Genomic DNA, 22944 nt, shown 5'->3' on the forward strand with positions numbered 1-22944 from the left:
TTTGAGCAGGTCTGACAGATTAAACAGAAACAAAAAAACGGGTTGCACATGCAGCCCGTTTTTTTATGATAATATACTTTTCAGGTTATTTTGAAAAAAACTAAACATGAAGAATAAGAAAGGAAAAAGTTATGAAATTGTGCCTTCTTGTGCTTTCTTTAAGTGTATTGCTTCTTGCTGTATCTGTGGGAGCAGAAGAAATACCCCGTTCGGAACATCCCCGACCGGACATGCAGAGAAATACATGGATAAACCTGAATGGCTATTGGGAGTTTGTAGAAACGGATGACGATAATGCGACCTTTTTAGATGCAGGTGCAAAATTTCCAGACCGTATCCTGGTTCCGTTTTGTCGTGAAAGTGAATTGTCGGGACTTAACCGCAAACATTTTGTCCGCAATGTATGGTATCGGCGTTCTTTCCTTGTGCCGTCGGAATGGAAAGAAAATCGTCTATTACTTCATATTGGCGCCTGCGATTGGAAAACGCAGGTATGGGTAAATGGAAATCTTTGTGGTGAGCATTTTGGCGGAAGTGCCCCGATTAATTGCGATATAACAGGCACTATAAAAGACGGTGAGAATACGATTGTTATCCATGCGTATGATGATGTCCGCACAGGTATTCAAGCCGGCGGGAAACAGTCAACAAAACCGGAAAGTTATGGTTGTGTTTATACCCGAACAACCGGTATCTGGCAGACGGTCTGGTTAGAAAGTGTCGGCAAGACTTACATTGAACGGTTCCGTGTATATACGGATGTGGATAACCGACAGGTAAAATTACACGCAATATGTCGGGGTGATTTGCCGACAGGATTAACTTTACAAGCGGAGGCTCTTTTTAACGGTGCGATTGTTGGTTCTGCTTCCGTAGCCGTAAACGGAGACAGTGCGGATTTAATTGTTCCGTTGAGTTCGCTTCAAATCTGGGAGCCCGGACAGCCCAATTTATATGACCTCAAATTATCGTTAAAGCAAGGTGATACCATAATAGATACTTTAATGTCCTATTTCGGTATGCGGAAAATAACATTAGAGGGGAGGAAATTCCTCATTAATGGCAAGCCCATTTTCCATCGGACGGTGTTGGACCAGGGATTTTATCCTGCGGGTATCTGGACAGCACCGAGTGATGATGAATTGCGTGCTGATATTGAGCGTTCATGAACGCCGGATTTAATGGGGCAAGACTTCATCAGAAGGTATTTGAACCGCGTTTCTTATACTGGGCGGATAAATTAGGCTATATTGTTTGGGGCGAATTTCCGGATTGGGGCTTTGACCATAAAAATCCAGCAGGGCAGTTGTATTATATCCATGAATGGCGGGAGATTGTAGAACGGGATTTTAACCATCCTGCGATTATCGGCTGGTGTCCGTTTAATGAAACGCCAAGGGAAACCGTCCCTCTACAACGGGTAGTGTTCGAACTGACACGGGCTATTGACACGACCCGTCCTGTTCTGGAAGCCAGTGGCTGGACACATGGCTATGCATACCCTCTTTTATTAGATGCCCATGATTATGAGCAGGACCCGGTCAAGTTTCGGGCAAAATGGGATAAGGTCGGAGAAAATCCGCCGAAGCCGAATGTCCCTTACGCGGATAACCGTCCCGTCCCGTTCTTCATCAGCGAATATGGCGGAATTGGATGGAATGTGGAAAGTGGCGGTTGGGGTTATGGAAACAATCCGAAAACCCTGGAAGAATTTTATGAACGGTTAGAGGGATTGACCAAAGCGATTTTGGATAATCCGTATATTTTTGGATTCTGTTATACACAATTGACGAACATCGAACAGGAACAAAACGGTATTTATACCTATGACCGTAAACCGAAATTTGACCTTGACCGCATTAAAGCCATTTTCTCTGCGGAATCTGCCTACGAAAAGAATATGAAATAAGAAACTCATTTATAAGGTTAATATTTATCGGTAAAAAGTTATGAGCGTAATAGCAGTAGTTAAATACGAGTTTGAATCGTCGCCCGACACGAAACAGGGCAGGGTTTTGCAAATGCCATCATCCATTAGCATGGAATTGCAACAGCAAATCCGTAGTGGCTCCCTGCAAGGGGCTTGTCTGCAATATGTAAATCTGATGGGTGTCTGGCTCGAAGGGATAGATTTTTCAGGTGCAGACCTTACTAATGCATGCTTTGAGTTTGCCGTGCTGAGTTCATGCAATTTTCAAGATTGTAAATTAGAAAAGGCTAACTTAAAACGAGCAAATCTAATCGGTGCCAATCTGAATGGTGCCCATTTAAGAAACGCAGACCTGTATTATGCACGGCTTACCTGTGCAAGTTTGAAAAAAGCAGATTTAAGCAATGCTAATTTAGAACGGACTATCCTGCGTTGTGCCGATTTATCAGGTGCGCGGCTGACCAATGCACGCGGAAATCCTGTAATTGACCGAACCAAGATGGAGGGAATTATCCAATGATAGTTTACCACTTTTGCACATCGGTCAATGAAGCCAACGCCTATTTGATAATTGATGCGGAAAATAAAGAAGGGTTGCTAATAGATGTGCCGACATGGACAGAAGGTATGCAGAAAGTCCTTGATGAATATAAGGCAAAACTTGTTGGCGTGTTCATAACGCACGAACATTACGACCATACCTCCGGTCTCAGCGAACTGTATAAAATCTATCCGAATATAAAACGATACCCGCAGAAAGAGTTCTTTAATGACCCTGAAAATGAAAAGTATAACAAACTAACTGTCGGGCAATGGGAAGGAACAATATTATCCCTGCCGGGACATACAGCGGAAAGTGTCGGATTATATATCGGCAATGTCGTGTTTACGGGGGATGCACTCTTCGCTGGTTCTGTGGGTGGAACTGTAAGTCCACAGGAAGCAAAACAACAAATAGAAGCCATCCAGAAGAAAATACTAATACTGCCCGAAGATACCCTCATATTAACAGGACACGGACCCGCCTCCTCTGTGGGCATAGAAAAGAAATTCAACCCCTTTTTACAAAATAATAACAGCGGCTAAACGGAACGAATAGCAGGAATACACGCATTTTACCTGCACAATGTTAAACAAAAAAGAATTGGGGAATTACTTCAAGTATTGCTATTAGTATAAAATTAAATCGGAAAAGTATTAAAAACAAGATAGAGGAATAGAAAAATTTTTTCGCTACTTGGGAAACTTGAATTTAGATATAATGACAGAGAAAAGTATAATAGGGTTCATATCGTATTAAGTAAAATAGAAATGAGTAATCATATTAATAGCTGTGTTATAAAATAAAACACTGGAGGTCCAAAGGAATGCCCGCTCAAAAACTTGACATTAAAACCCTTGAAAACTGGCTCTGGGAAGCAGCATGCAAAATAAGGGGAGAAGTAGATGCCCCCAAATATAAAGATTACATCCTACCGTTAATCTTTCTCAAAAGGCTTTCCGATGTGTTTGAAGACGAAATTCTTAAACTCTCCGAACAGTATCGCAGTAGAGAAATTGCAGAAAAATTAGTAGGACAGGACCACAAACTCGTTCGCTTCTACCTTCCTGAAACGGCAAGGTGGGAAAACATAAAAAAACAGACCACCCGCATAGGGCAGTATTTAACGGATGCTGTCAGAACGGTTGCAAGAGAAAACCCAAAATTACAAGGGGTAATAGACATTGTTGATTTTAACGCAACGACCGCAGGGGAACGGGTGATAAGTGATGATAGTTTGAAAGCCTTAATAGATGTATTGGGAAGATGTCGGCTCGGGCTGGATGATGTCGAACCGGATATCCTTGGCAGAGCGTATGAGTATCTTCTGCGTAAGTTTGCGGAAGGCAGCGGGCAAAGTGCCGGTGAATTCTACACCCCTAAAGAGGTAGCCATTCTCATGGCTCACATATTAGACCCACTGCCAGGGATAGAAGTTTATGACCCTTGTGCCGGTTCCGGTGGACTTCTCATAAAAACTTACCTCAGGTTCAAAGAAAAGTATGGAGATAACCCAAAAACAAAGCCCCTTAAATTTTATGGTCAGGAAATCCTGCATGCCACCTACGCTATGGCAAAGATGAATGTGTTCATACACAGTATGGATGCGGAAATCGTTCTCGGGGACACAATGAAAACTCCTAAATTCTTAAATTCAGATGGCTCTCTGAAAAAGTTCGACTTCGTAGTGGCGAATCCTATGTGGAATCAAAAATTCCCTCAAAGTGTATATGAAAATGACCCATACAACCGCTTCATATTTGGCTATCCTCCCTCGAACAGTGCCGATTGGGCATGGATACAGCACATGCACGCATCGCTTAAAGATAACGGGAAAATGGCTGTAGTTCTGGATACAGGAGCCGTCTCGAGGGGAAGTGGTAACACAGGCAGGGACAGAGAAAGGGATATAAGGAAAGAATTTGTAGAGCAGGATTTAGTAGAAACCGTCATTCTCCTCCCTGAAAACCTCTTTTACAACACCACAGCACCCGGTATTATCCTGCTCATTAACAAAAACAAACCCGAAGAACGAAAGAATAAGATGCTTTTGATAAATACTTCCCAACTTCACGAAAAAGAGAGACCTAAAAACTACCTGCCCGATGAGAGTATAGCAAGAGTAGCCCGCATATACTTAGAGTGGAAGGAAGAGGAAAGTATAAGCAAGATCATTACCACAGATGAGGTGAGGAGGAACGATTACAACCTGAGCCCGTCAAGGTATGTAGCGTTAAACGGCGGTGATGAGACGATACCGGTAGATGAGGCAATGGTAGAACTTTTAGAGGCGGAAGAAGAGCGAAAAGAGGCGGAAGCAAAATTAAAAAAGGTGCTGACGGAGTTGGGATTCGATTATGAATAAGAGTTTTTTCGGGAGTGTGGGGTTAGAGAGTTAAGGGAATTTTCTATGTTTTAATGATTTATCAATCCATTGATGTCAAAGGGGACAAAGGGGTCATAAAGGGGACATAAAGGGGACAATTGAACCCAAGTGCGGGGAAAAGAGTTTTTTCAGATGTGTGGGAAATATAGGAAAAGGAAAGGATTTTTACGGTTATATTGGGTAATGAAGGTAATGAATAAGTAATGTGATTACCTATGGGACATAGGTAACATGTAGGGGCGATTGGCTAATCGCCCTCTTAGGCTCTATGTATCGGTTTATATGTAGCACTTCCGTAGGATGTTATAAATTTCTCATACGATATACCAAGACAAGTGTTACCCATGTCCTATAGTTCTTCAAGTAATGAATAGGTAATGAAAGTAATGAATCGGGGGTGTGAAAATAGGGAGGCAATTCTTCGTGAAAATTTTATATTTTTTTGCAATAATGAGGTGGTCAAGTATTGATTGTATAATGATTGAATAGTAATTGGTGGTGTCAAAGGGGACAGAGGTATGCAAAAGAATATCCGTAAGGACGCAATAAAAAGCGAAAGGCAAAAAAGGTCGGTAAAAATGCGATAATGATATAAAAAAAGTATAATAAAGAATAAAAGAATAATAAAGTTGTAATAAAGGAGCAATTTTGTATAATTGTGATTAGTTGAGGTGTATTATGAAAGACTCAGAGAACGGATTTAAAGAAACGGAACTCGGACCCCTCCCAGAAGACTGGAATGTCGTAAAACTGGGCGAGGTTTGTGAAGTAATTATGGGACAATCTCCACCAGGGAAAACTTACAATACAGAGGGAAATGGAGTGCCTTTTCTACAGGGGAAAGCAGAATTTGGAGATATTTATCCTACACATATTAAATATACAACTAAACCTTTGAAAATTGCTCTTCCAAATACAGTTTTGATTTCGGTAAGAGCACCTGTAGGAGATGTAAATTTGACCAATATTATATACTGTATTGGTAGAGGTTTAGCTTCATTATCTTTGAAAAATAGCAATAACTTCTATTTGTTTTATTGCCTTGCTTATTTAAAACCTTTGCTTGAAAAACAGGGAACGGGCTCAACATTTATGGCAATAAACAAATCAAAGTTAGAGAGGTTTCCTATCCCCCTACCCCCTCTTAGTGAGCAGGAGAGGATAGCGGGGGTATTATCGGCGATTCAAGGAGTGATAGAGAAGACGGAGAAGGTGATACGGGCAAATAGGGAGTTGAAAAGGTCTTTAATGAAGCATCTTTTTACTTATGGACCTGTGCCCGTTAACAATGTGGATAGCGTAAATCTTAAAGATACTGAGATTGGCAATATTCCTCAACATTGGAATGTCGTAAAACTGGGCGAGGTTTGTGAAGTAATTATGGGACAATCTCCACCAGGGAAAACTTACAATACAGAGGGAAATGGAGTGCCTTTTCTACAGGGGAAAGCAGAATTTGGAGATATTTATCCTACACATATTAAATATACAACTAAACCTTTGAAAATTGCTCTTCCAAATACAGTTTTGATTTCGGTAAGAGCACCTGTAGGAGATGTAAATTTGACCAATATTATATACTGTATTGGTAGAGGTTTAGCTTCATTATCTTTGAAAAATAGCAATAACTTCTATTTGTTTTATTGCCTTGCTTATTTAAAACCTTTGCTTGAAAAACAGGGAACGGGCTCAACATTTATGGCAATAAACAAATCAAAGTTAGAGAGGTTTCCTATCCCCCTACCCCCTCTTTCGGAGCAGGAGAGGATAGTGGAGGTATTGTGTGCGGTGGATGAGAAGATACAGGCGGAGGAGAGGAAGAAGAAGTCGCTTGAGGTATTGTTTAGGTCTATGCTTCACTATTTAATGAGCGGTAAAATCAGAGTGAATAACTTAAACATAGAGGGTTAAGGTATGGAGAAACTGGGAGGTGAAAGATATTCCGTTCAAGAGCCTATTATAAATTATGTTGGTGAATCGTCGGCGGAATATATAGCGGCGGGTGGTGAAAAAATACACTTAAAATTAGGCTGGGAGTATGTTCCGCCGAAGATTGCAGAGGAGATGAGGGGTGGCACGGCGGGGTTTGTGTTTAGGGATGTGTTTATCGGTCAGATGAAGAAATTAAACCCGTTTGTAGATGACCTGATTGCTAATGACCTTATACGGAAGATAGAAATTATACCTCCGACTATTGAAGGGAATCTGACCGTCTGGGAATATTTGAAGGGTTTGAGGGGCGTTTTTGTGCCCGGAGAGAAAAGGGAACGAAATGTAAAGTTTATAGACACGGAAAACATAGAGAATAACATCTTTCAGATAACGGATGAGTTTCCTTTTACTAATGGAAGCAAGACGATACGGTTTGATTTGGTGTTTCTTATAAACGGTGTGCCGGTGATTTTTGTGGAGACGAAGTCAGCGGATAAGATAGAGGGGTTGACGGAAGCCTTAGAGCAGGTAAGTCGTTATCACAGGGATTGTCCGGAGATATTGGCGGTGCTTCAGGCGTATGCGATAACGCATCTTATCAAATATTTTTATAGTCCCACATGGAACACATCGCTGAAAGGGCTTTTTAACTGGAAGGAGGAGGTAGCAGGGGATTTTGAGCGGCTTGTGAAGACATTTTTTGAGAGGGAGCGGATTGTAAAACTGATAACGGATTTTGTGCTATTTGTGCGGCAGGACGATGAATTGAAGAAGGTTATTTTGAGACCGCATCAAATGCGGGCGGTGGAAAAGGTAGTCAAACGGGCGGAATTGGAAGAGAAGCGGAGGGGACTAATCTGGCATACGCAAGGCTCCGGGAAAACTTATACGATGATTGTCTCTGCTAAGAAACTTATTGAAAATCCTTTGTTTGAGAATCCGACAGTGATAATGCTGGTGGATCGCACGGAATTGGAGTCGCAACTTTTTAGTAATTTGAGGGCGGTAGGGTTTGAGTCGGTGGAGGTTGCGGAGAGTAGGGAGCATCTACGCGGGCTGCTTGAGCAGGATAAGAGGGGGCTTATCATCAGTATGATTCATAAGTTTGAAGGTATGCCCGTCAATATAAATACAAGAAAGAACATATTTGTGCTTGTAGATGAGGCACACAGGACTACGGGTGGTAAACTCGGCAATTATCTTATGGGTGCTTTACCAGAGGCAACCTATATCGGTTTTACGGGCACACCTATTGATAGGACATCTCAAGGGCAGGGGACATTTGTAATATTCGGGAGGGATGACCCGCCTAAGGGTTATCTGGACAGATATAGTATTGCGGAATCGATAGAAGATGGAACGACGCTCCCCCTTTATTACACATTGGCATCTAACGAACTTCTGGTGGATAGGGAAACCTTAGAAACGGAGTTTTTAATGATAAAAGAGGCGGAAGGTGTGAGCGATATTGAGGAACTCAATAAAGTGTTAGAGAAGGCAGTAAATCTCCGAAACATGCTAAAGAGCAAAAACAGGATTAAGAAGGTGGCGGAGTATGTGGCAAAGCATTTTACCGAAACGGTTGAACCTATGGGCTATAAAGCGTTTCTTGTCGCTGTGGATAGGGAAGCTTGCGCATTATATAAAGAAGAACTTGATAAATTTCTGCCTTCGGAATACTCAAAAGTTGTAATTAGTAGTTTTTACAACGATCCGACGGAATTAGCGAAATACCACCTTACGAAGGAGGAAGAGAAGAGGGTAAGGAAGGCGTTCAGACAGCCTGACCAATTGCCGAAGATACTCATCGTTACGGAAAAACTGCTTACGGGCTTTGATGCGCCCATACTCTACTGTATGTATTTAGACAAGCCGATGCGTGACCATGTGCTACTGCAAGCCATTGCAAGGGTGAATAGACCGTATGAGGATAAAAATAGCGTGAAAAAGCCCTCCGGGTTCATTTTGGATTTTGTTGGGATATTTCAAAATCTTGAGAAAGCCTTATCCTTTGATTCTGAAGATATTGAAGGCGTTGTGAAAGATGTAGAGATGCTAAAAGAGGAATTTGTCGAGAAGATGCGGATTGCGCGGGCGGAGTATCTGTCTATAATAGAGGGCAAGGCGCGGGACAAAGCGGTGGAGACAGTGTTAGAACATTTCAGGAATGAGGAAAAAAGGCATGAGTTTTATCGGTTTTTCAAGGAACTTCAAGACCGCTACGAAATTATCTCTCCGGACCCGTTTTTGAGGTCCTATATTGAGGAATTTGATACCCTTGCGAAGATGTATGGGATACTGCGGTCTAATTATGAGCCGGGGGTCTCTATTGATAGAAACTTTATGAGGAAGACAGCGAAGTTGGTTCAGGAATATACAAGCAGTAGTTCTATAAAGCCCGCCCTTGAGATATACGAAATCAATGAAGAGACGCTGAAAAAGATTGAAGAGAGCAAGGTTTCTGATACGGAAAAGGTGTTTAACCTACTCAACAGTATTACAAAGATGGTAGAGGAACAGTCGCAGAAGTCTCCTTACCTTATATCTATAGGAGAAAAGGCTCATGAGATAGCAAAACGGTATCGCGAAGGACAAATAACCACGCAAGAAGCGTTGGCTGAAGTAATTCAATTAACGAAAGAAACCATCAAAGCAAAGATGGAAGAGATTGAAAAAAATATGCCTGCCGATGTATTCACCGTGTATTGGATACTCGACAGTGAAGGGTATGAAAAGGCTGAGGATGTGGCAAATCGGATAAAAGAGGTCTTTGAAGAAAGTCCCCACTGGAAAGAGTCTGAGGAGCAGGCGATAACAGTTCGTAAAAAGTTTTATGAGATTATACTTCAATCCGGGGTTTCTGATTATCAAAAAGCGGTGGAAATTGTAGAACGAATATTCCGAACCTTAAAGGAAAATCCTAACGATGTTAACTCAAGATGTATTTAAGAAGAAAGTTTTTGAACTTGCCGATATGGTGGGTGTAAAGCCCAAAGAAATTCATATCCGCAGGATGAATAGAAAACTGGCAAGTTGTTCCAGTAAGGGGAGGTTAACCTTTGATGTGTCTTTGCTGGATGAGAATAAAGAAGTAAGGTATAAAATTATCCTGCATGAACTTCTCCATCTCAGGTATCGAAATCATAGCAAAATGTTTCATCTTTTGCTGAGAGCATATTTAAATAAGAGCCTAAATGCAACTGAGACGGCAGAATGACGGTATAAGAGGAATGGTAAAACCTCTTGGATTGCAATTCAATTAAATCTATGATATATGGGGGATGCTTCACTTATAAAATAAAAGGGTGTATAATTATGTTATAGAGATGGATATGAAATCGAAATTGAAAGGTTGAAGGTCATTTGCGAATACATCAGCATGTAAATCCGTTGAATAAAAAATATCTGGTTGTGCCGCCTATGCCGCAATGGTCGAAGGTGTATGCAGAGCCTTTTCTACCTCTTCATCTTGATTTGGGTTCTGCAAGTGGTCGTTTTTTGCTGCAGCTGGCACAAAAGAATAAAGATTGGAATTTTTTAGGGTTGGAGATACGCGAACCTTTAGTGGAACGGGCAAATCAATGGAAGGATGAATTGGGACTTGCGAACCTTTATTTCTTTCACGGTCAGGCGCATATCGTTTTACAGCCCCTTCTTGAAAGTCTACCTATTGGTGTATTGCAGTTTGTAAGTATTAATTTTCCAGACCCATGGTTCAAAAGGCGCCACCATAAACGGAGATTGGTTACACCGCAATTGGTGCAAACATTAGCAACATACTTACAGCCTCGTGGGAAGGTCTTTATTCAAACGGATGTGGAGGAATTAAGTAAGAATATTTGTGGTCTTTTTGCAGACAATATCTGTTTTCAAGTCGTGGATGAATTGCTCGAACACAATCCTTTTGGTATTCTTACGGAGCGTGAGAATTCCGTTATTCGTTTAGGGCGTTATATATATAGAACTATTTTCGAACGGAAAGCAGAGAAACCGTGTGAAAAGCGTATGAATAATAATTAGGATAATGAAATGAAACATAGATTTTTCCTCCTATCATTTATGCTCGTTGTTATTCTCACAGCGTTCCCTTGTTTTGCTGGGGAAAAAATTTCGTTCCGTCTGCGAATTCAAGTTCAAGGTGGAGGGACAGTAAATCCCGGTGTCGGAGATTTCTATTATGAAGCCGGGACATACGCATTTATAAACGCTGTCCCGAATGCCGACTGGGCATTTGACCACTGGGAGGGTGCTATTACCGGGACGGATTTGTTCGCTCAAATTCGCATGGATGGCAATAGAACCGTAACTGCGGTATTTGTCCCTGCGGTTTGGCGGTTAACTTTAGAGCATATTGGTAATGCTACGGGTTTCACATCGTTCTCGCCGGGAGTTTACGGTTTTAAGGATGGAGATAAGGTCTCTTTAAGTGCTGGTACATCGCCGGGTGTTTATTTTGGGGGTTGGAGGGGTGATGTTGCCAGTAATGAAGAGTTTATTCAGTTTGTTATGAATTCTAACAAATATATAACCGCACGCTTTACCAATACAGGCTATACGCTTAATATCAGTGTAATAGGACCCGGGGGAACAACTCCTTTGCATGGGACACCGCATCGTTATTCGGAAGGTTTATCTATTTTTGTCTACTCTTATTCAAATGACCCATTATGGCGGTTTGACCATTGGGAAGGGGATATCGGTAATAATGAACCCCGATACTATATTTTGTTGGAATTAACTATGGACCAGGACCGAAATATTACGGCGGTATTCATTGAAAAACCCTGGTATAACCTTAAATTGGAGATAATTGGCGAAGGAGGTGTTTCTTTTACAAAAGGTTTTGAAGAGCCCATAATTTTATCCACAGGTATCCACGAATTTAGTATTATTGAGTGGACATATATCCGATGTGAAAGAATAATAACTTCGCCTACATGGAAATTCCTCCGCTGGGAAGGGGATTTCGGCGATACATTACCTACCTATCAGCGGTGCGCCTTTTCTATGGACAGGGACCGTTATGTCCGTTGTATTTTTACCAATTTGACCCAAGTGCCGAATGTTATAGGGACAAGTCGCAATACCGCAGAAACGATTATAACAAGCACGGATTTAACTGTCGGGGATATTACAGAATTATGTAGTGATGATTATCCTTCGGGATATGTTATAGACCAGAACCCATCCGCAGGGACAACGGTGGAGATAGGAAATTCTGTATCGCTCTGGGTGTCCACAGGACCCTGCCCTGTATCGGTACCGAATGTGATTGGAATGTCTCGAGGAGAAGCAGAAGATATAATCGTAGCCGCCAATTTAAAATTAGGGAGCATAACAGAGCAATGCAATGATGAAATAGAACAGGATAGAGTTATTAGTCAAAATCCCTCCGCCGGGGAACAATTATCCCCCGGTAGTTTTGTAAATATTGTGGTATCTTCGGGACCCTGTCCCGAAGGGATAATAGAAGGTGAAGGAGTAACGGAAGGCGAAGGGATAATAGAAGGTGAAGGAGCAGTGGAAGGCGAAGGTTGTATCTGGACGGCAACATGCCCCAATTTTGATTATGAAGGGATGAAAATAGGAAGTTATGTTGGACAGTTATGGGCTAACTGTGATGTTAATCAGTCCGCTATCCCAGACGCATGGGAAATAGAAGTAGTCAAATACCTGCTTTGCAACCCTCAGGGGATATGGGAAAATGAGTTTATCTGTAAGTTTATCGAGAACTATCAACAACTACAAAAAGAGCCCTATTTCCACTCTTCCTATTATCTTTTTCGTCATGTCTTGACAGGACTTCTAACCATCGGAACAAATATAGATGTTATAAAGGATAGATTTTTACTCTCAAAAAACTATTCTGCCTTTGAGTATCCATCGGATAATTTTCCGTTACTGCCCGATGCCGATATTGATAATGATGGATTAACCAACTATGAGGAATATCTCATGGTAGCTGAACTTAATGGGAATAAAGATGCCTTTGTTAAAAATATTTTCAATCCTTCGCTTATCCCTCCCATTCACACCGGGGATATAAATCAGGATAACAAGATAGATTTGGGAGAATTACTTCGCATTATTCAGTTTTTAAATTCTTCCGGATTTCATTGTGAAGAAGGAACGGAAGATGGTTATGCACCGGGTTATGACGAAAGTTTTGATTTCTCCTGTCCCCGACATGCTGCTGATTATTTACCCCCAGACTGGCATATCAGCCTTGAAGAAATTCTTCGTATGATACAGTTTTTTAATTCAAACGGCTATCGGGTTTGCCCGTTTATTTCAGAAGATAACTACTGTCCCATTTTTTTGAATTAATCCTAAAAATTGTGAAATAAATTCGTCTTCCTCTACAATATCTCTTACAATTCGCAAAATACTTTATCCACAACTTACCTATAGAAAATCTTTCACTATGAGTAAAAAATTGCCTTTTTTATGTTTCCTTGTTTTACAAGTATGCATACAATCCATAATTTATGCGGAACCCCTTTTCGAAAAGGATTACAAAACAAGTAGTTTCCCTGAAACAAAAATCGTCCGATATAGAGTTTTGAGCCATCATAGCGAACAAAAGGGCTATATCTTTGCTTTTACAGGAAAAATTCTGAAGGGTCGGGTTACTATTCAAATCGAAGACACAAAAAAGAACATTATTGAAAAAAAAGAAATCCCTGCTTTCTCATTTCTTCACTGGCACTTTATATTACCCGAAGAAAAGGAACTGGATAATATCTATATATCACTACATCTTCAAGAGATGGTAGGAAATGTTTATGCTGTTGTTGTTCCTGCTGTAAAAAACCAACAGGTATACATTGCCCAGAGTATTGTTGTTATCGTGAACCTACTTTTATTTTTCGCCTGTATCTATATTATCAAAAGGCAGTCTCTTTCTATTTCATGGTGGAGTTGGGGAATATTCCTTGGAATTATCGCAAAAATTCTCTTTTATATTGTGGATTATGTTGACTTTCTGCCTACTACACTTTTAGTTAGTTCCACAACTCTGGATGATGATATTTCGGACTATCTTTTTTCGATGTATATCTCTTTAAGGGAAACTGCTATTCTGTTTTTGATATTGGGCTTCTTCTCAAGTAGATTATTATCTATAGAACAGAAAAAACAAACCGCTATAAGTATCTCTCTGGGAATGGTTATTATATTCTTAACTTTTCTTGTGCTTGAAGGGATATTGAAAACATTTCAATTCGTTCCATCTTTAAGTATATCCCGCTATTCTCTGGCTCTTTTCTCTGTGCAGGTAGCACGAACACCTTTTTATCATTTTCTTATTCCATTACGCAATGTAATTCTATTGGGACTAGGGTTCAGTGCTTTTTACTTTGCGTTATCAGGGACAATGAACGCAGAGAAAAGAACTGTTTTGCACGGTATATTAATATTTATTATCACAGAAGCCGTGCTTATCTATTTTGAAAAATCTTATTTTGTCTATCATAATTCAAGTTGGTGGAGTATCGTTTTACTATTGGTAATAAGTTTCTTCCCTGTGTTCATTTATAAATTTAAAACGCTTATATATCCCGAAACTTCCCCCGATAAAAAATAAGTATTCCCATATTGGACAATATACATACAGGCTTACTAAAGATTGCCCTTTTTTACAAATTGTGTGGAAATCAATATAATATTTTTTTAAAAAAGGGGAGCCTTTGAAGTAATATATTTATATAATCGAAATTAATCAGGAGGAATTCTATGACACACACTACAAATCCTGAAGAAAGAAGGAAGTATCCCCGCAGTAAACACGGTCTGAAAATTCCCATTGAATCTAAAGGACCGGGAATACTTAATCATGTGGACAACATCAGTGCCAATGGCGTTTTGTGCCATACGGTTCAGCCCATCCCACTAATGACACGGATGCAAATCGTAGTAGAACTTCCGAAACCTTCGAAACATCGCATTCAGGCAGAAGGTATTGTTGTGCGTTGTAATAAAGATAAATTGGGAGACGACCATTTTAAAGTAGGCATTGTTTTTACACGCATAGATGAAAAGGACCAGGAAAAAATACGCGAATTTGTTGAACATAGCCTTTCTAAAAAAGATAATTAGATAAAGTATTTTATATATGATTAACGAAGTGGGCGCTATAAAAGAAAAACGCGGGAGAAAAAAAAGAAAAATAATTGATAGTTCTGAAAAAAGAATTCTTCTGTTCGGAAAAGATGTTAAAGAAATTATTCCCCTGTTTAAGAATTTCCCTCAATTGAAAATCGTTCAAGAAAACCCGGATTTTGTTTTAAGTTATGGAGGAGATGGCACACTCCTTTCTGCAGAATATTTATATCCGCATATCCCTAAAATTCCCGTATTAAAAAGTTTGCGAGGACATCGGTGCATTCACCATCCCCCAAAAGAGGTATTAAAAAGATTAACAGAGGATAAACTCGTCCCGTATCGTTATATGAAATTAGTTTGCTCTGTTTATCCCGGGGGAACAACAAATCCATCGCATCAGTTTGAAGCCCTAAATGAAGTAATGGTAGAGAAAGGTAAAATTAATACCGCTGTCCGATTTAAAATATGGATTGATGGTATCTCTTACGAAGGGGAGGATAGGGATATACTCGGTGATGGATTCATGATTAGCACCCCTTTTGGTAGCACGGCATACTTTTCTAATGTTACACGGGGTATTTTCTGGAATGGAATCGGCATTGCGTTTTTGGCGACTTCAGAAGCTGTAACGCACATGATTTTATCGGAAGACACTTTGGTTGAGGTAAAAATAACAAGAGGACCTGCTGTTCTTGCTCATGATAATGCCCCGGAATCGATACCGTTAGAAGAAGGGGATATTCTTGTTGTAAAAAAATCTCCAAAAGATGCTATTATCTATTCTTGTGGAGTAGTGCATAAATTATCCGAACCCTTCTAATTAAAAGTCCTACCTGTTTGCTTTTTTATAAAAAATTAGGTGTTGAGACCGTATTTATTTAAGGGTTAATACTTGACTTGCAATATTCGTAAATAATTGATATATATTGTAATTGCAAAAATTACAATATTTTAATAATAGAAATTTCAAAATATATGTTGCAAAAATGAGGCACTTATATTATAATAATAATGATATAATTTTGTTAATATTATAATTATATTTAATAATTATGATAAGGAAAAAGATTATGTTGTACCATAAAGAAATAAGTGAAACATATCATGTGATGTGTTCTTGTGGGCAGATATATCCTATTGTCAAGCCGGACTTGATTGAACAATTAACCTGTGGTGTATGTGGAAAGATTATTAAAATCAATCAAGAAAATTTGCTTGAGCCCAATGAGAGCAACACAGCCATCTACCGAAAATTAAAAAACCACCCTCCTATGGAACGAATTGTTGAAGGGGTTCGTCTCATTAAAGAGGGAAAATGGGAACTGGCTCTTCCCTTGTTCCAATCGGTGGTAATTGAAAACAAGCCCGTGCGCGAAGCCTTTTATGGATTGGGCTATTGTTATTACAGAGAAAAAGAATATTTAGATAGTCTTGCTTTCCTTGGTGTTGCAATGTATTTAGGACATCCTCATGCCCAAGCCTTGTATGAGAAAGTAAAACAAATATTAAAAATTGACGAGAGCAATATACCTACGAAATTAGAAGAGTAATTTTATTTGTTATTTTTGACACGACCTTCCGATAATAAGTTTTCCTGCTTTCAAAAATTGCGCACTTGAAATGCACCTATTCTCTCTAATTAAACTATTACAATATTGGCAATGTCTGTTAATTATTATTTATACGATAGACAGGATAAGAATATACTATTTGAAACAACATTCGATTAATAACATTATAATTATTGAATTATAAAAACCAACAGAAGGAGGTCATTATGAGTTATCAGTATCTACTAACAGAGAAAGTAAATGCGAGTTTCTGGATTATACTGAACCGACCCAAAGCGAATGCTCTTTCTCGGGAACTATTGGCAGAAATTTACAACGCTATTGAAGAAGCCGAGAAAGACCCGAATGTGAGGGCTGTGATTATCACGGGAGGTGAAGGAAAATTTTTTGCGGCAGGTGCAGATATTCCGACCATAGCAGAGGATTTAGATAACCCAATGGGAGAAGGGAAAATGCTTGCTCAGGGGATAAAAACGATGGACCGTATTGAAGCATGCACAAAGCCGGTGATTGCTGCGATTAACGGGTTTGCTTTAGGTGGAGGATGTGAATTAGCACTTGCCTGCCATATTCGAATTGCTTCGGCAAATGCAACAATGGGTCAACCTGAAATTAATTTGGGTATTATTCCCGGTTGGGGTGGGACATTTCGTCTTCCCCGTGTTATAGGAGAAGGTAGAGCCATGGATTTAATACTAACAGGTAGAAGCATATCCGCCGAAGAGGCGTTACAATATGGCTTGGTGAGCAAGGTTATTCCTCCTGAAGAGTTGAAAAGAACAGCACAAGAATTAGCAGACCTACTTGCAAGCAAGCCACCCGTGGCTCTTCGTGAACTCATTTTATTGCAGAAAAAGCGAATAGCAGAACCGTCTCATGCGGCAGATTACGAAAAATCAGCCTTTGAGAAATGTGCCAAATCGTCAGATGCTCGAGAAGGTGTAGAAGCATTCTTAAATAAACGCACACCCCAGTTTAAGGGTGTATAAAACATTCTCTTCTACCCTTTTCAAATAAGATATAAAATCAAGTGATACCCTGCAAGATACATAGATAATAGATTGATATTTTTATACACATCTGATATAGGAATAGAATATTCCAAAAGTCCTGCCAAGATACATAGACAATAGATTGATATTGTTATACACCGAATTTTTTCACATATCCTTTTCTAATCATTAATCATTTACCATTAACCATTAATTTTTATACACTGAATTTTTTCACATATCCTTTTTTTTAAAAATGTAGGAGCGAAACATGTTTCACCCTAACAATGTAATAATTGCATATCAATTTTATAATGGGGATTTGCGATATTGATAGGGCATTAACGGGATATAGATTTTCCCGTCAGGATAGGAGGGCGATTGGTCAATCGCCCCTACAAGACATTTTATTATCAGGGGCACTGCCCGTGCAGACGGGATTAGAACGGGTAAAGCATAGTTTGGTTGTTAATATCCCATGTGTCCTATGTGTCCCCTATGTCCCATGTGTCCCATGTGTCCCATCCGTCCCATAAGTCCTATTTAGCTTAATCCGCGGATGGAAAACGGATTTTCTGTTCCTTTTCATTGGTGAGTATGGACAGGGTGTCAATTTTTAAAAAGGAAAATTGAATTGGACATTAAATGACTTCCAGGAAATCGCGGTTTGGTAAAGTAGAATAAGGTTGATGGGGTTCGGTTTGATACCAATAAGCCACAGAGGCTATATCGTCTTGGAGGGGCAAATATCGCCCGCCACTACGCCAACCTAATGCTTGTAGAGTAACGCGAAGGTCCTTGTCAAAACAGATGGGGTCCGTGATGTGCCAGCGATACATTCCAAACCTTTGCTGGGAACGGTAAGAGCCATCGGGCTTTATAACTTGGTGTAAGCCTGAATATGGCGTGCAAAAGGGGACATATTGTCCTCCACGGTCAAAATTATATGAGCCGCAGAAATAATCTTCTGTACCGGTTCCGCAGATGGTAGGCCAGGTATCGCCATCAATGTAAAATTTTACCTCTCCTTCTCCCCACCAGCCACAATTGTTGGACTGCCACGCCAGATAAGTGCCGACATATTTCCCTTTTCCGCAAACATTATCTAACAGTGTATAAACCTTTTTATAGGGGAGTGGATTTTCACGGTGCCAGTGTGCGTGCAGGTATAAAGTATTTTCTGAAACATCGGTAAGGCAATAATCAATTTGATAATACAGGACTACTTCCTCGAAGCCAATATTCTCCAGAGTTATTTTGCATCGTTTTCGAAATGGCATAGGGAAGTAGCCATTGAATGCACTGCCGGGATTGACACATATTGCCAGAGAATTTAAAGGTGCATATTCACACCAGCCCATCCCGAAAAAGTCGCCTAATGGTGTTTCAATACTTGGATTTTCTTCATTGTCCCAATAGAACCTTAATATCTGATGTCGCCAATTCCCTGTAGGGGTTAGCCAGATATGCTGAATGATTCCCGAATCCTGAATGTCTGCAAGGATTTCTGTTGTGCCTGCAGGTATTTTTATATAAGGGGATATTTTCCATCCCTGGCCTAAATCGCGTGCACAGGAGGAAGCGGGTCCTTCTGTTGCCATACCTCCTTTTCCTTTTTCTCCTGTGCGGTTTTCGGGGGTGATGGCTCGAGATTGTGCAAGGGATGGAGTAAATAAATGGTTCATCGGGATATTAATAAACATAAGGCATTCCTTCTCATTATTAGGAATAATTAATTTTAAAAATATCATATCAAAGCGATAGTTGATTTTCTATTTTTTGTCGGCATGAAGTCTTTTTTATTAGGTGTATTTGGCTTCGGGATGGAATGAGATAACCGCGGCGGTAGTGCAGGTAGGATGGAATTGTCCGGATTCCAGTAAAGAAACACCGATGGAAGCACCTCCGCCGAGGATGTTCAGGATGGTTTCGTTCATCAGGATATTTGTCATGCCGGGATAGCCGGGGGACCAACGCCTTCCATGTTCGTGTGGGATGTGGAGTAAATTTTGTAGATGTCGATGTATAAATTCCGCAGTATCTTCTGCAATGCGGTCTCCCAAACCTTGAAGGAATAAGTAAGATTCGCTGTCTCCCTGTTCTTTGAAATAGGCAAGTCCTTGTTCAATAGAAGGTCCTGCCGTGCTAACCTGTATTCCAATTACATCCCATTCATTATCATTCAAGGAACGGAAATACTGTGAGCCTGATACGAGGTCTTTTTCGCCGGCACCGATAACAGTTGTAAATTCAACTTTACCTAAAATCTCCTCTATATTTTCTGGATTATAAACATAAACCCAATTATCAACCGATTTCGCAGGGAATAGTCCGTATATCGCCTGAGGTTCTATCCATTTTTGTTTTTCTGTGAGCGATATCCATTTATCAAAAAGTTTTTCCAATTCTTCCATTGTATGTCCTGCTTTCTCCTGACTGGTTTTACCTCCGAATTTCCAATTCAGAGAGAATAGGGTTTGTTTATCAATATATTGCAGGAATTTGGATAGGGACATACGGAAGGTGCGATTGCGAAAACGGGGAGATTTTGGGTATTGGGGGAAAGGTGTTGAAATAATACGACGGGGCAAATCTCGCAATTTTTGTTCTTCTTCTTGAAGGCGTTTTGTTGCTTGAAGGTAGCGTTGTTTTAAGGCTTCTCTATTTTGTTGATATAGTTTTTCGCGTGTTTCCGATGATGTGGTTATCTGATTCATAATGTTTACGCCATCCATTGCGGTTCGGCAGTAGAAGACATCGGGTCGTATTTGGTTTATATCCTCCTGCCCCATCATTGCCACAAAGGCAGTATGTCGTGGCGTTACCGCAGCACCTCCCGTGAGAATAGGTATATCCAGCCCTTGTTCTTTGGTCATGCGTGCTACTGTTATCATGTGGTTCGCTGTTTGCACCAAAAGAGCCGACATACCTATTGCATTAGCCTTGTGTTTTTTTGCCTGGTCAATAAATTCCTGTAATGGCACCATAACTCCCAAATCAATGACTTTGTAGCCGTAATTTTCGAGCAAAGTTTTGGTTAGGTCTTTACCTATAGAATGCACATCTTGATACACCGTTCCTAAAACGATAGTGCCGCGCACGGTCTCTTCCGATTGTTCGCGCTTTTCTTGTTTTGCTTTATAACGCAGGTAGCCTTCAATAAAGCCCATGGCTTGTTTCATAACATCTGCCGAACGGAGAAGATGGGGTAAGGACACTTCCCCTTTACCGAACAAATCCCCTAATTCCTGCATAGCAGACATTAAGTAATCGCTGACAAAGTTTAAGGGTTCGTGTTTTTCCAATGCTTTTGCGACTTGGGGAACGATTAAGTCTTGATATTCATAAATAAATCCTTGAAATTCAACCTGTCCTTTTCCCCGTTCTTTGAATCCGTCCTTTATCTTTTCACAAATAGCTGTTTCCAGAGGCAATTCGTCATAGTTGTTTTTCTTAAAGGTTTCTTTTTGTTTTAACGATAAAGCCCGTTCTTCCAATATTGCAAAGCATTCCATATCTCGTTCAAAGATTATTTTCTTAGCAAGGCGATAATCTTCGGGGTCAAGATTTTCGACGAAAACATAGTGTTGTGGGTTCAATATGGCAGAATGGAGACCGCGTTTTCGTGCTTCGTCTAAAAAAACAGAGGTAAGGACTTTCCGCATGTGAGGTTTTTGTGCCAAGCCATTGGTTAGATTGCCTACACCAATAATAGTAAAAGCGTCGGGTAATTCTTTTCGAACCTGTTCAATTCCCTGTAAAGTTTCCAGGGCATAATTTTGTGTTTCGTTGGGTTCGGCACCAATAGGAAAGACATTTACATCAATAAACAAACGATGCGTCGGGACGCCATAATTCTTCGCTTTTTCAACGATTTGTTTTGCCAGGGTAATTTTTCGTTCAACTGTATCTGCAGGTCCTTTGGAGTCTGTGCAAAGAGCCACATAAAAGCAACCGAAATCTTTTGTAGGCGGTAAAAGAATGTCTAATTTGGTTTTTCCTGCTTCTACTTCTTCCAGAGATATGGAATTTAAAATAGGCACACCTGCATAATAACGAACAGCTTCGATTAAAGCATCTGGCTGAAATGAATCAATACACATGGCCCCTTTAATATCCGCACTAATCTGGTGAACCACTCGGGAGAGGGTTTTTACAGTGTTTACATGGTTGGAGTCCATGCAAACATCAATAATCTCACATCCTAAATCGTCAATCTGTTCGCGAGCCACTTCTTCCAAAGCATCCATATCTATCCCGTTGTCCGTTTCAACCGCTTCACGCACTTTTTTTGAGCCGCGGACATTTAGCCGTTCCCCTATACGAATGAGGGAACGCTCTGCATCTAAAGCCACAGCCTTCTGCACACCTGTAATGAAAATCTTATCCGATGGATTGCGAGTAGCAGGCTTTTTCCCTTTTAACCGTTCCACTAATTCTGCAATATGTTCCGGTCGTGTGCCACAGCAACCACCAACGATATTTAAGCCATATTCCAATGCGAGGGAACTTAAAATCTCTGCAAAAGGTTTTGGGGCAAATCGGAAAACGGTTTTTCCTGCTTCCGATTGAGGCAACCCTGCATTGGGTATTGTGCTTAAAGGAACATGAGCATAGCGGGACATTTTTTCCACAGCCGTTTGCATCAAGTCGGGACCAATAGAGCAATTAATACCAAAGACATCAATCCCTAATGCTTCAATACTAACAAGAGCAGAGTGAATATCCGTATTAAAGATTTGCATACGGGCAAAGGGGTCAACAGTAATCTGGGCAATCACAGGGACATGCTTGCCACATTCCCGCATAGCATCCCGTGCACCAAAAATACCTGCTTTCAGTTCGAGAATATCCTGTTGTGTTTCAAATAAAACAACATCCACCCCCCCATCTAACAAACCTTTTATCTGAATACGGAAATTTTCGCGTATTTCTTCAAAAGTAGACGGAGTTAGTCCTGCACGCGAAAAAGTTAATACACGATTGGATGGACCTACGGAACCTAAAATAAAAAGGGGTCTGTTATCGTATTTGTGGGAGTGCCGATATTCTTCCCGTGCTTCACATGCGATTTCAGCCCCACGACGGCTGAGATAATAACTCCATTCCTTATGGTTAATTTTCTGTAGCGTTATATTATAAGGATTAGACGGGAAGATTTTTGTATCTAATTCTGTAAAATCATACTCTGAAAGGCGCAAATGAGATGCCCCAAAGGTGTTGGTTTCCACAGCGCTACTACCTGCTTCGAAGTAGGCTCGATGGATGGATTTCATTGCTTCAGGTGCCGAAAAATTTATTAAATCCGTAAGCATTCGGTAGGGTTCGCCACCATAGTATTCAACACCTAAATTTAGGTCCTGAACCATCGTGCCTGTGGCACCATCAATAATTAAAATTTGTTCTTGGATATAGTCTAAAAATCGCATAGATATTTTTCCCGGGGACATAAAAAGGAAATTGGAGATTTAAATAATATCATATTAAGA

The 22944-nt window shown here is 40.3% G+C and carries 18 protein-coding genes; 16 read left to right on the plus strand and 2 right to left on the minus strand.

The annotated features are described in order from the left end of the window. Positions 1-131 precede the first annotated feature (131 nt). The 16 genes from PLA12_00675 (at position 132) to PLA12_00750 (ending at position 17991) form a co-directional block, all read left to right on the plus strand. Entirely contained in the window at positions 132-1169 is a 1038-nt protein-coding gene (locus PLA12_00675; protein ID HOQ31003.1) for a hypothetical protein, read from the plus strand. Continuing rightward, positions 1166-1909 carry a glycoside hydrolase family 2 TIM barrel-domain containing protein gene (locus PLA12_00680; GenBank protein ID HOQ31004.1) on the plus strand — a complete coding sequence of 248 codons (744 nt, stop codon included), beginning with the start codon at positions 1166-1168 and terminating at the stop codon, positions 1907-1909. Before PLA12_00675 ends, PLA12_00680 begins: the two co-directional genes overlap by 4 nt. A gap of 40 nt (positions 1910-1949) precedes the next feature. Further along, positions 1950-2450, plus strand: a complete 501-nt coding sequence (locus PLA12_00685; GenBank protein HOQ31005.1) for a pentapeptide repeat-containing protein — start codon at positions 1950-1952, stop codon at positions 2448-2450. Continuing rightward, positions 2447-3016, plus strand: a complete 570-nt coding sequence (locus tag PLA12_00690; protein ID HOQ31006.1) for an MBL fold metallo-hydrolase — start codon at positions 2447-2449, stop codon at positions 3014-3016. The genes PLA12_00685 and PLA12_00690 overlap by 4 nt, the downstream gene beginning before the upstream one ends. Before the next feature lie 281 nt (positions 3017-3297). Beyond that, positions 3298-4836, plus strand: coding sequence for a class I SAM-dependent DNA methyltransferase (locus PLA12_00695; GenBank protein HOQ31007.1), 1539 nt, complete (start codon positions 3298-3300; stop codon positions 4834-4836). A 699-nt stretch (positions 4837-5535) separates the two neighbouring features. After that, positions 5536-6768 (plus strand): restriction endonuclease subunit S, encoded by a 1233-nt coding sequence (locus PLA12_00700; GenBank protein ID HOQ31008.1) that lies wholly within the window; start codon positions 5536-5538, stop codon positions 6766-6768. Positions 6769-6771: 3 nt separating this feature from the next. Next, positions 6772-9738, plus strand: coding sequence for an HsdR family type I site-specific deoxyribonuclease (locus PLA12_00705; GenBank protein HOQ31009.1), 2967 nt, complete (start codon positions 6772-6774; stop codon positions 9736-9738). Next, complete coding sequence (locus PLA12_00710) at positions 9716-10006, plus strand: M48 family metallopeptidase (GenBank protein HOQ31010.1); 291 nt, start codon at positions 9716-9718, stop codon at positions 10004-10006. The genes PLA12_00705 and PLA12_00710 overlap by 23 nt, the downstream gene beginning before the upstream one ends. Before the next feature lie 146 nt (positions 10007-10152). Further along, positions 10153-10809 (plus strand): tRNA (guanosine(46)-N7)-methyltransferase TrmB, encoded by a 657-nt coding sequence (trmB, locus tag PLA12_00715; GenBank protein HOQ31011.1) that lies wholly within the window; start codon positions 10153-10155, stop codon positions 10807-10809. Positions 10810-10818: 9 nt separating this feature from the next. Further along, a complete protein-coding gene (locus PLA12_00720) occupies positions 10819-13116 on the plus strand; it encodes a PASTA domain-containing protein (protein ID HOQ31012.1) in 2298 nt (765 codons plus the stop codon). Between the two features lie 97 nt (positions 13117-13213). Next, positions 13214-14374, plus strand: coding sequence for a hypothetical protein (locus PLA12_00725; GenBank protein ID HOQ31013.1), 1161 nt, complete (start codon positions 13214-13216; stop codon positions 14372-14374). Positions 14375-14523: 149 nt separating this feature from the next. Beyond that, on the plus strand, positions 14524-14886 hold the full coding sequence (locus PLA12_00730) for a PilZ domain-containing protein (GenBank protein ID HOQ31014.1): 363 nt from the start codon (positions 14524-14526) through the stop codon (positions 14884-14886). Between the two features lie 16 nt (positions 14887-14902). After that, on the plus strand, positions 14903-15712 hold the full coding sequence (locus tag PLA12_00735) for a hypothetical protein (GenBank protein ID HOQ31015.1): 810 nt from the start codon (positions 14903-14905) through the stop codon (positions 15710-15712). Positions 15713-15962: 250 nt separating this feature from the next. Then, positions 15963-16442 carry a hypothetical protein gene (locus PLA12_00740; protein HOQ31016.1) on the plus strand — a complete coding sequence of 160 codons (480 nt, stop codon included), beginning with the start codon at positions 15963-15965 and terminating at the stop codon, positions 16440-16442. Positions 16443-16669: 227 nt separating this feature from the next. Further along, the gene (locus tag PLA12_00745; GenBank protein ID HOQ31017.1) at positions 16670-17452 is read left to right on the plus strand and encodes an enoyl-CoA hydratase-related protein; all 783 of its coding nucleotides are present in this window, start codon (positions 16670-16672) and stop codon (positions 17450-17452) included. 317 nt (positions 17453-17769) lie between these two features. Then, positions 17770-17991 carry a hypothetical protein gene (locus PLA12_00750; GenBank protein HOQ31018.1) on the plus strand — a complete coding sequence of 74 codons (222 nt, stop codon included), beginning with the start codon at positions 17770-17772 and terminating at the stop codon, positions 17989-17991. Positions 17992-18096: 105 nt separating this feature from the next. Here the strand turns inward: PLA12_00750 and PLA12_00755 are convergent, their stop codons facing one another. Together PLA12_00755 and PLA12_00760 are read right to left on the minus strand one after the other, a co-directional pair. Further along, positions 18097-19158, minus strand: a complete 1062-nt coding sequence (locus PLA12_00755; protein HOQ31019.1) for a DUF2961 domain-containing protein — start codon at positions 19156-19158, stop codon at positions 18097-18099. 99 nt (positions 19159-19257) lie between these two features. Next, complete coding sequence (locus PLA12_00760; GenBank protein HOQ31020.1) at positions 19258-22884, minus strand: homocysteine S-methyltransferase family protein; 3627 nt, start codon at positions 22882-22884, stop codon at positions 19258-19260. Positions 22885-22944 lie beyond the last annotated feature (60 nt).

The sequence above is a fragment of the Candidatus Hydrogenedens sp. genome, assembly GCA_035378955.1.
Classification (GTDB): domain Bacteria; phylum Hydrogenedentota; class Hydrogenedentia; order Hydrogenedentales; family Hydrogenedentaceae; genus Hydrogenedens.

Bases quoted from the DNA above. Each gene is read 5' to 3' on its own strand.
- PLA12_00675 (HOQ31003.1), top strand. From the start codon at position 132: ATGAAATTGTGCCTTCTTGTGCTTTCTTTAAGTGTATTGCTTCTTGCT.
- PLA12_00680 (HOQ31004.1), top strand. From the start codon at position 1,166: ATGAACGCCGGATTTAATGGGGCAAGACTTCATCAGAAGGTATTTGAA.
- PLA12_00685 (HOQ31005.1), top strand. From the start codon at position 1,950: ATGAGCGTAATAGCAGTAGTTAAATACGAGTTTGAATCGTCGCCCGAC.
- PLA12_00690 (HOQ31006.1), top strand. From the start codon at position 2,447: ATGATAGTTTACCACTTTTGCACATCGGTCAATGAAGCCAACGCCTAT.
- PLA12_00695 (HOQ31007.1), top strand. From the start codon at position 3,298: ATGCCCGCTCAAAAACTTGACATTAAAACCCTTGAAAACTGGCTCTGG.
- PLA12_00700 (HOQ31008.1), top strand. From the start codon at position 5,536: ATGAAAGACTCAGAGAACGGATTTAAAGAAACGGAACTCGGACCCCTC.
- PLA12_00705 (HOQ31009.1), top strand. From the start codon at position 6,772: ATGGAGAAACTGGGAGGTGAAAGATATTCCGTTCAAGAGCCTATTATA.
- PLA12_00710 (HOQ31010.1), top strand. From the start codon at position 9,716: ATGTTAACTCAAGATGTATTTAAGAAGAAAGTTTTTGAACTTGCCGAT.
- PLA12_00720 (HOQ31012.1), top strand. From the start codon at position 10,819: ATGAAACATAGATTTTTCCTCCTATCATTTATGCTCGTTGTTATTCTC.
- PLA12_00725 (HOQ31013.1), top strand. From the start codon at position 13,214: ATGAGTAAAAAATTGCCTTTTTTATGTTTCCTTGTTTTACAAGTATGC.
- PLA12_00730 (HOQ31014.1), top strand. From the start codon at position 14,524: ATGACACACACTACAAATCCTGAAGAAAGAAGGAAGTATCCCCGCAGT.
- PLA12_00735 (HOQ31015.1), top strand. From the start codon at position 14,903: ATGATTAACGAAGTGGGCGCTATAAAAGAAAAACGCGGGAGAAAAAAA.
- PLA12_00740 (HOQ31016.1), top strand. From the start codon at position 15,963: ATGTTGTACCATAAAGAAATAAGTGAAACATATCATGTGATGTGTTCT.
- PLA12_00745 (HOQ31017.1), top strand. From the start codon at position 16,670: ATGAGTTATCAGTATCTACTAACAGAGAAAGTAAATGCGAGTTTCTGG.
- PLA12_00750 (HOQ31018.1), top strand. From the start codon at position 17,770: ATGGGGATTTGCGATATTGATAGGGCATTAACGGGATATAGATTTTCC.
- PLA12_00755 (HOQ31019.1), bottom strand. From the start codon at position 19,158: ATGTTTATTAATATCCCGATGAACCATTTATTTACTCCATCCCTTGCA.
- PLA12_00760 (HOQ31020.1), bottom strand. From the start codon at position 22,884: ATGCGATTTTTAGACTATATCCAAGAACAAATTTTAATTATTGATGGT.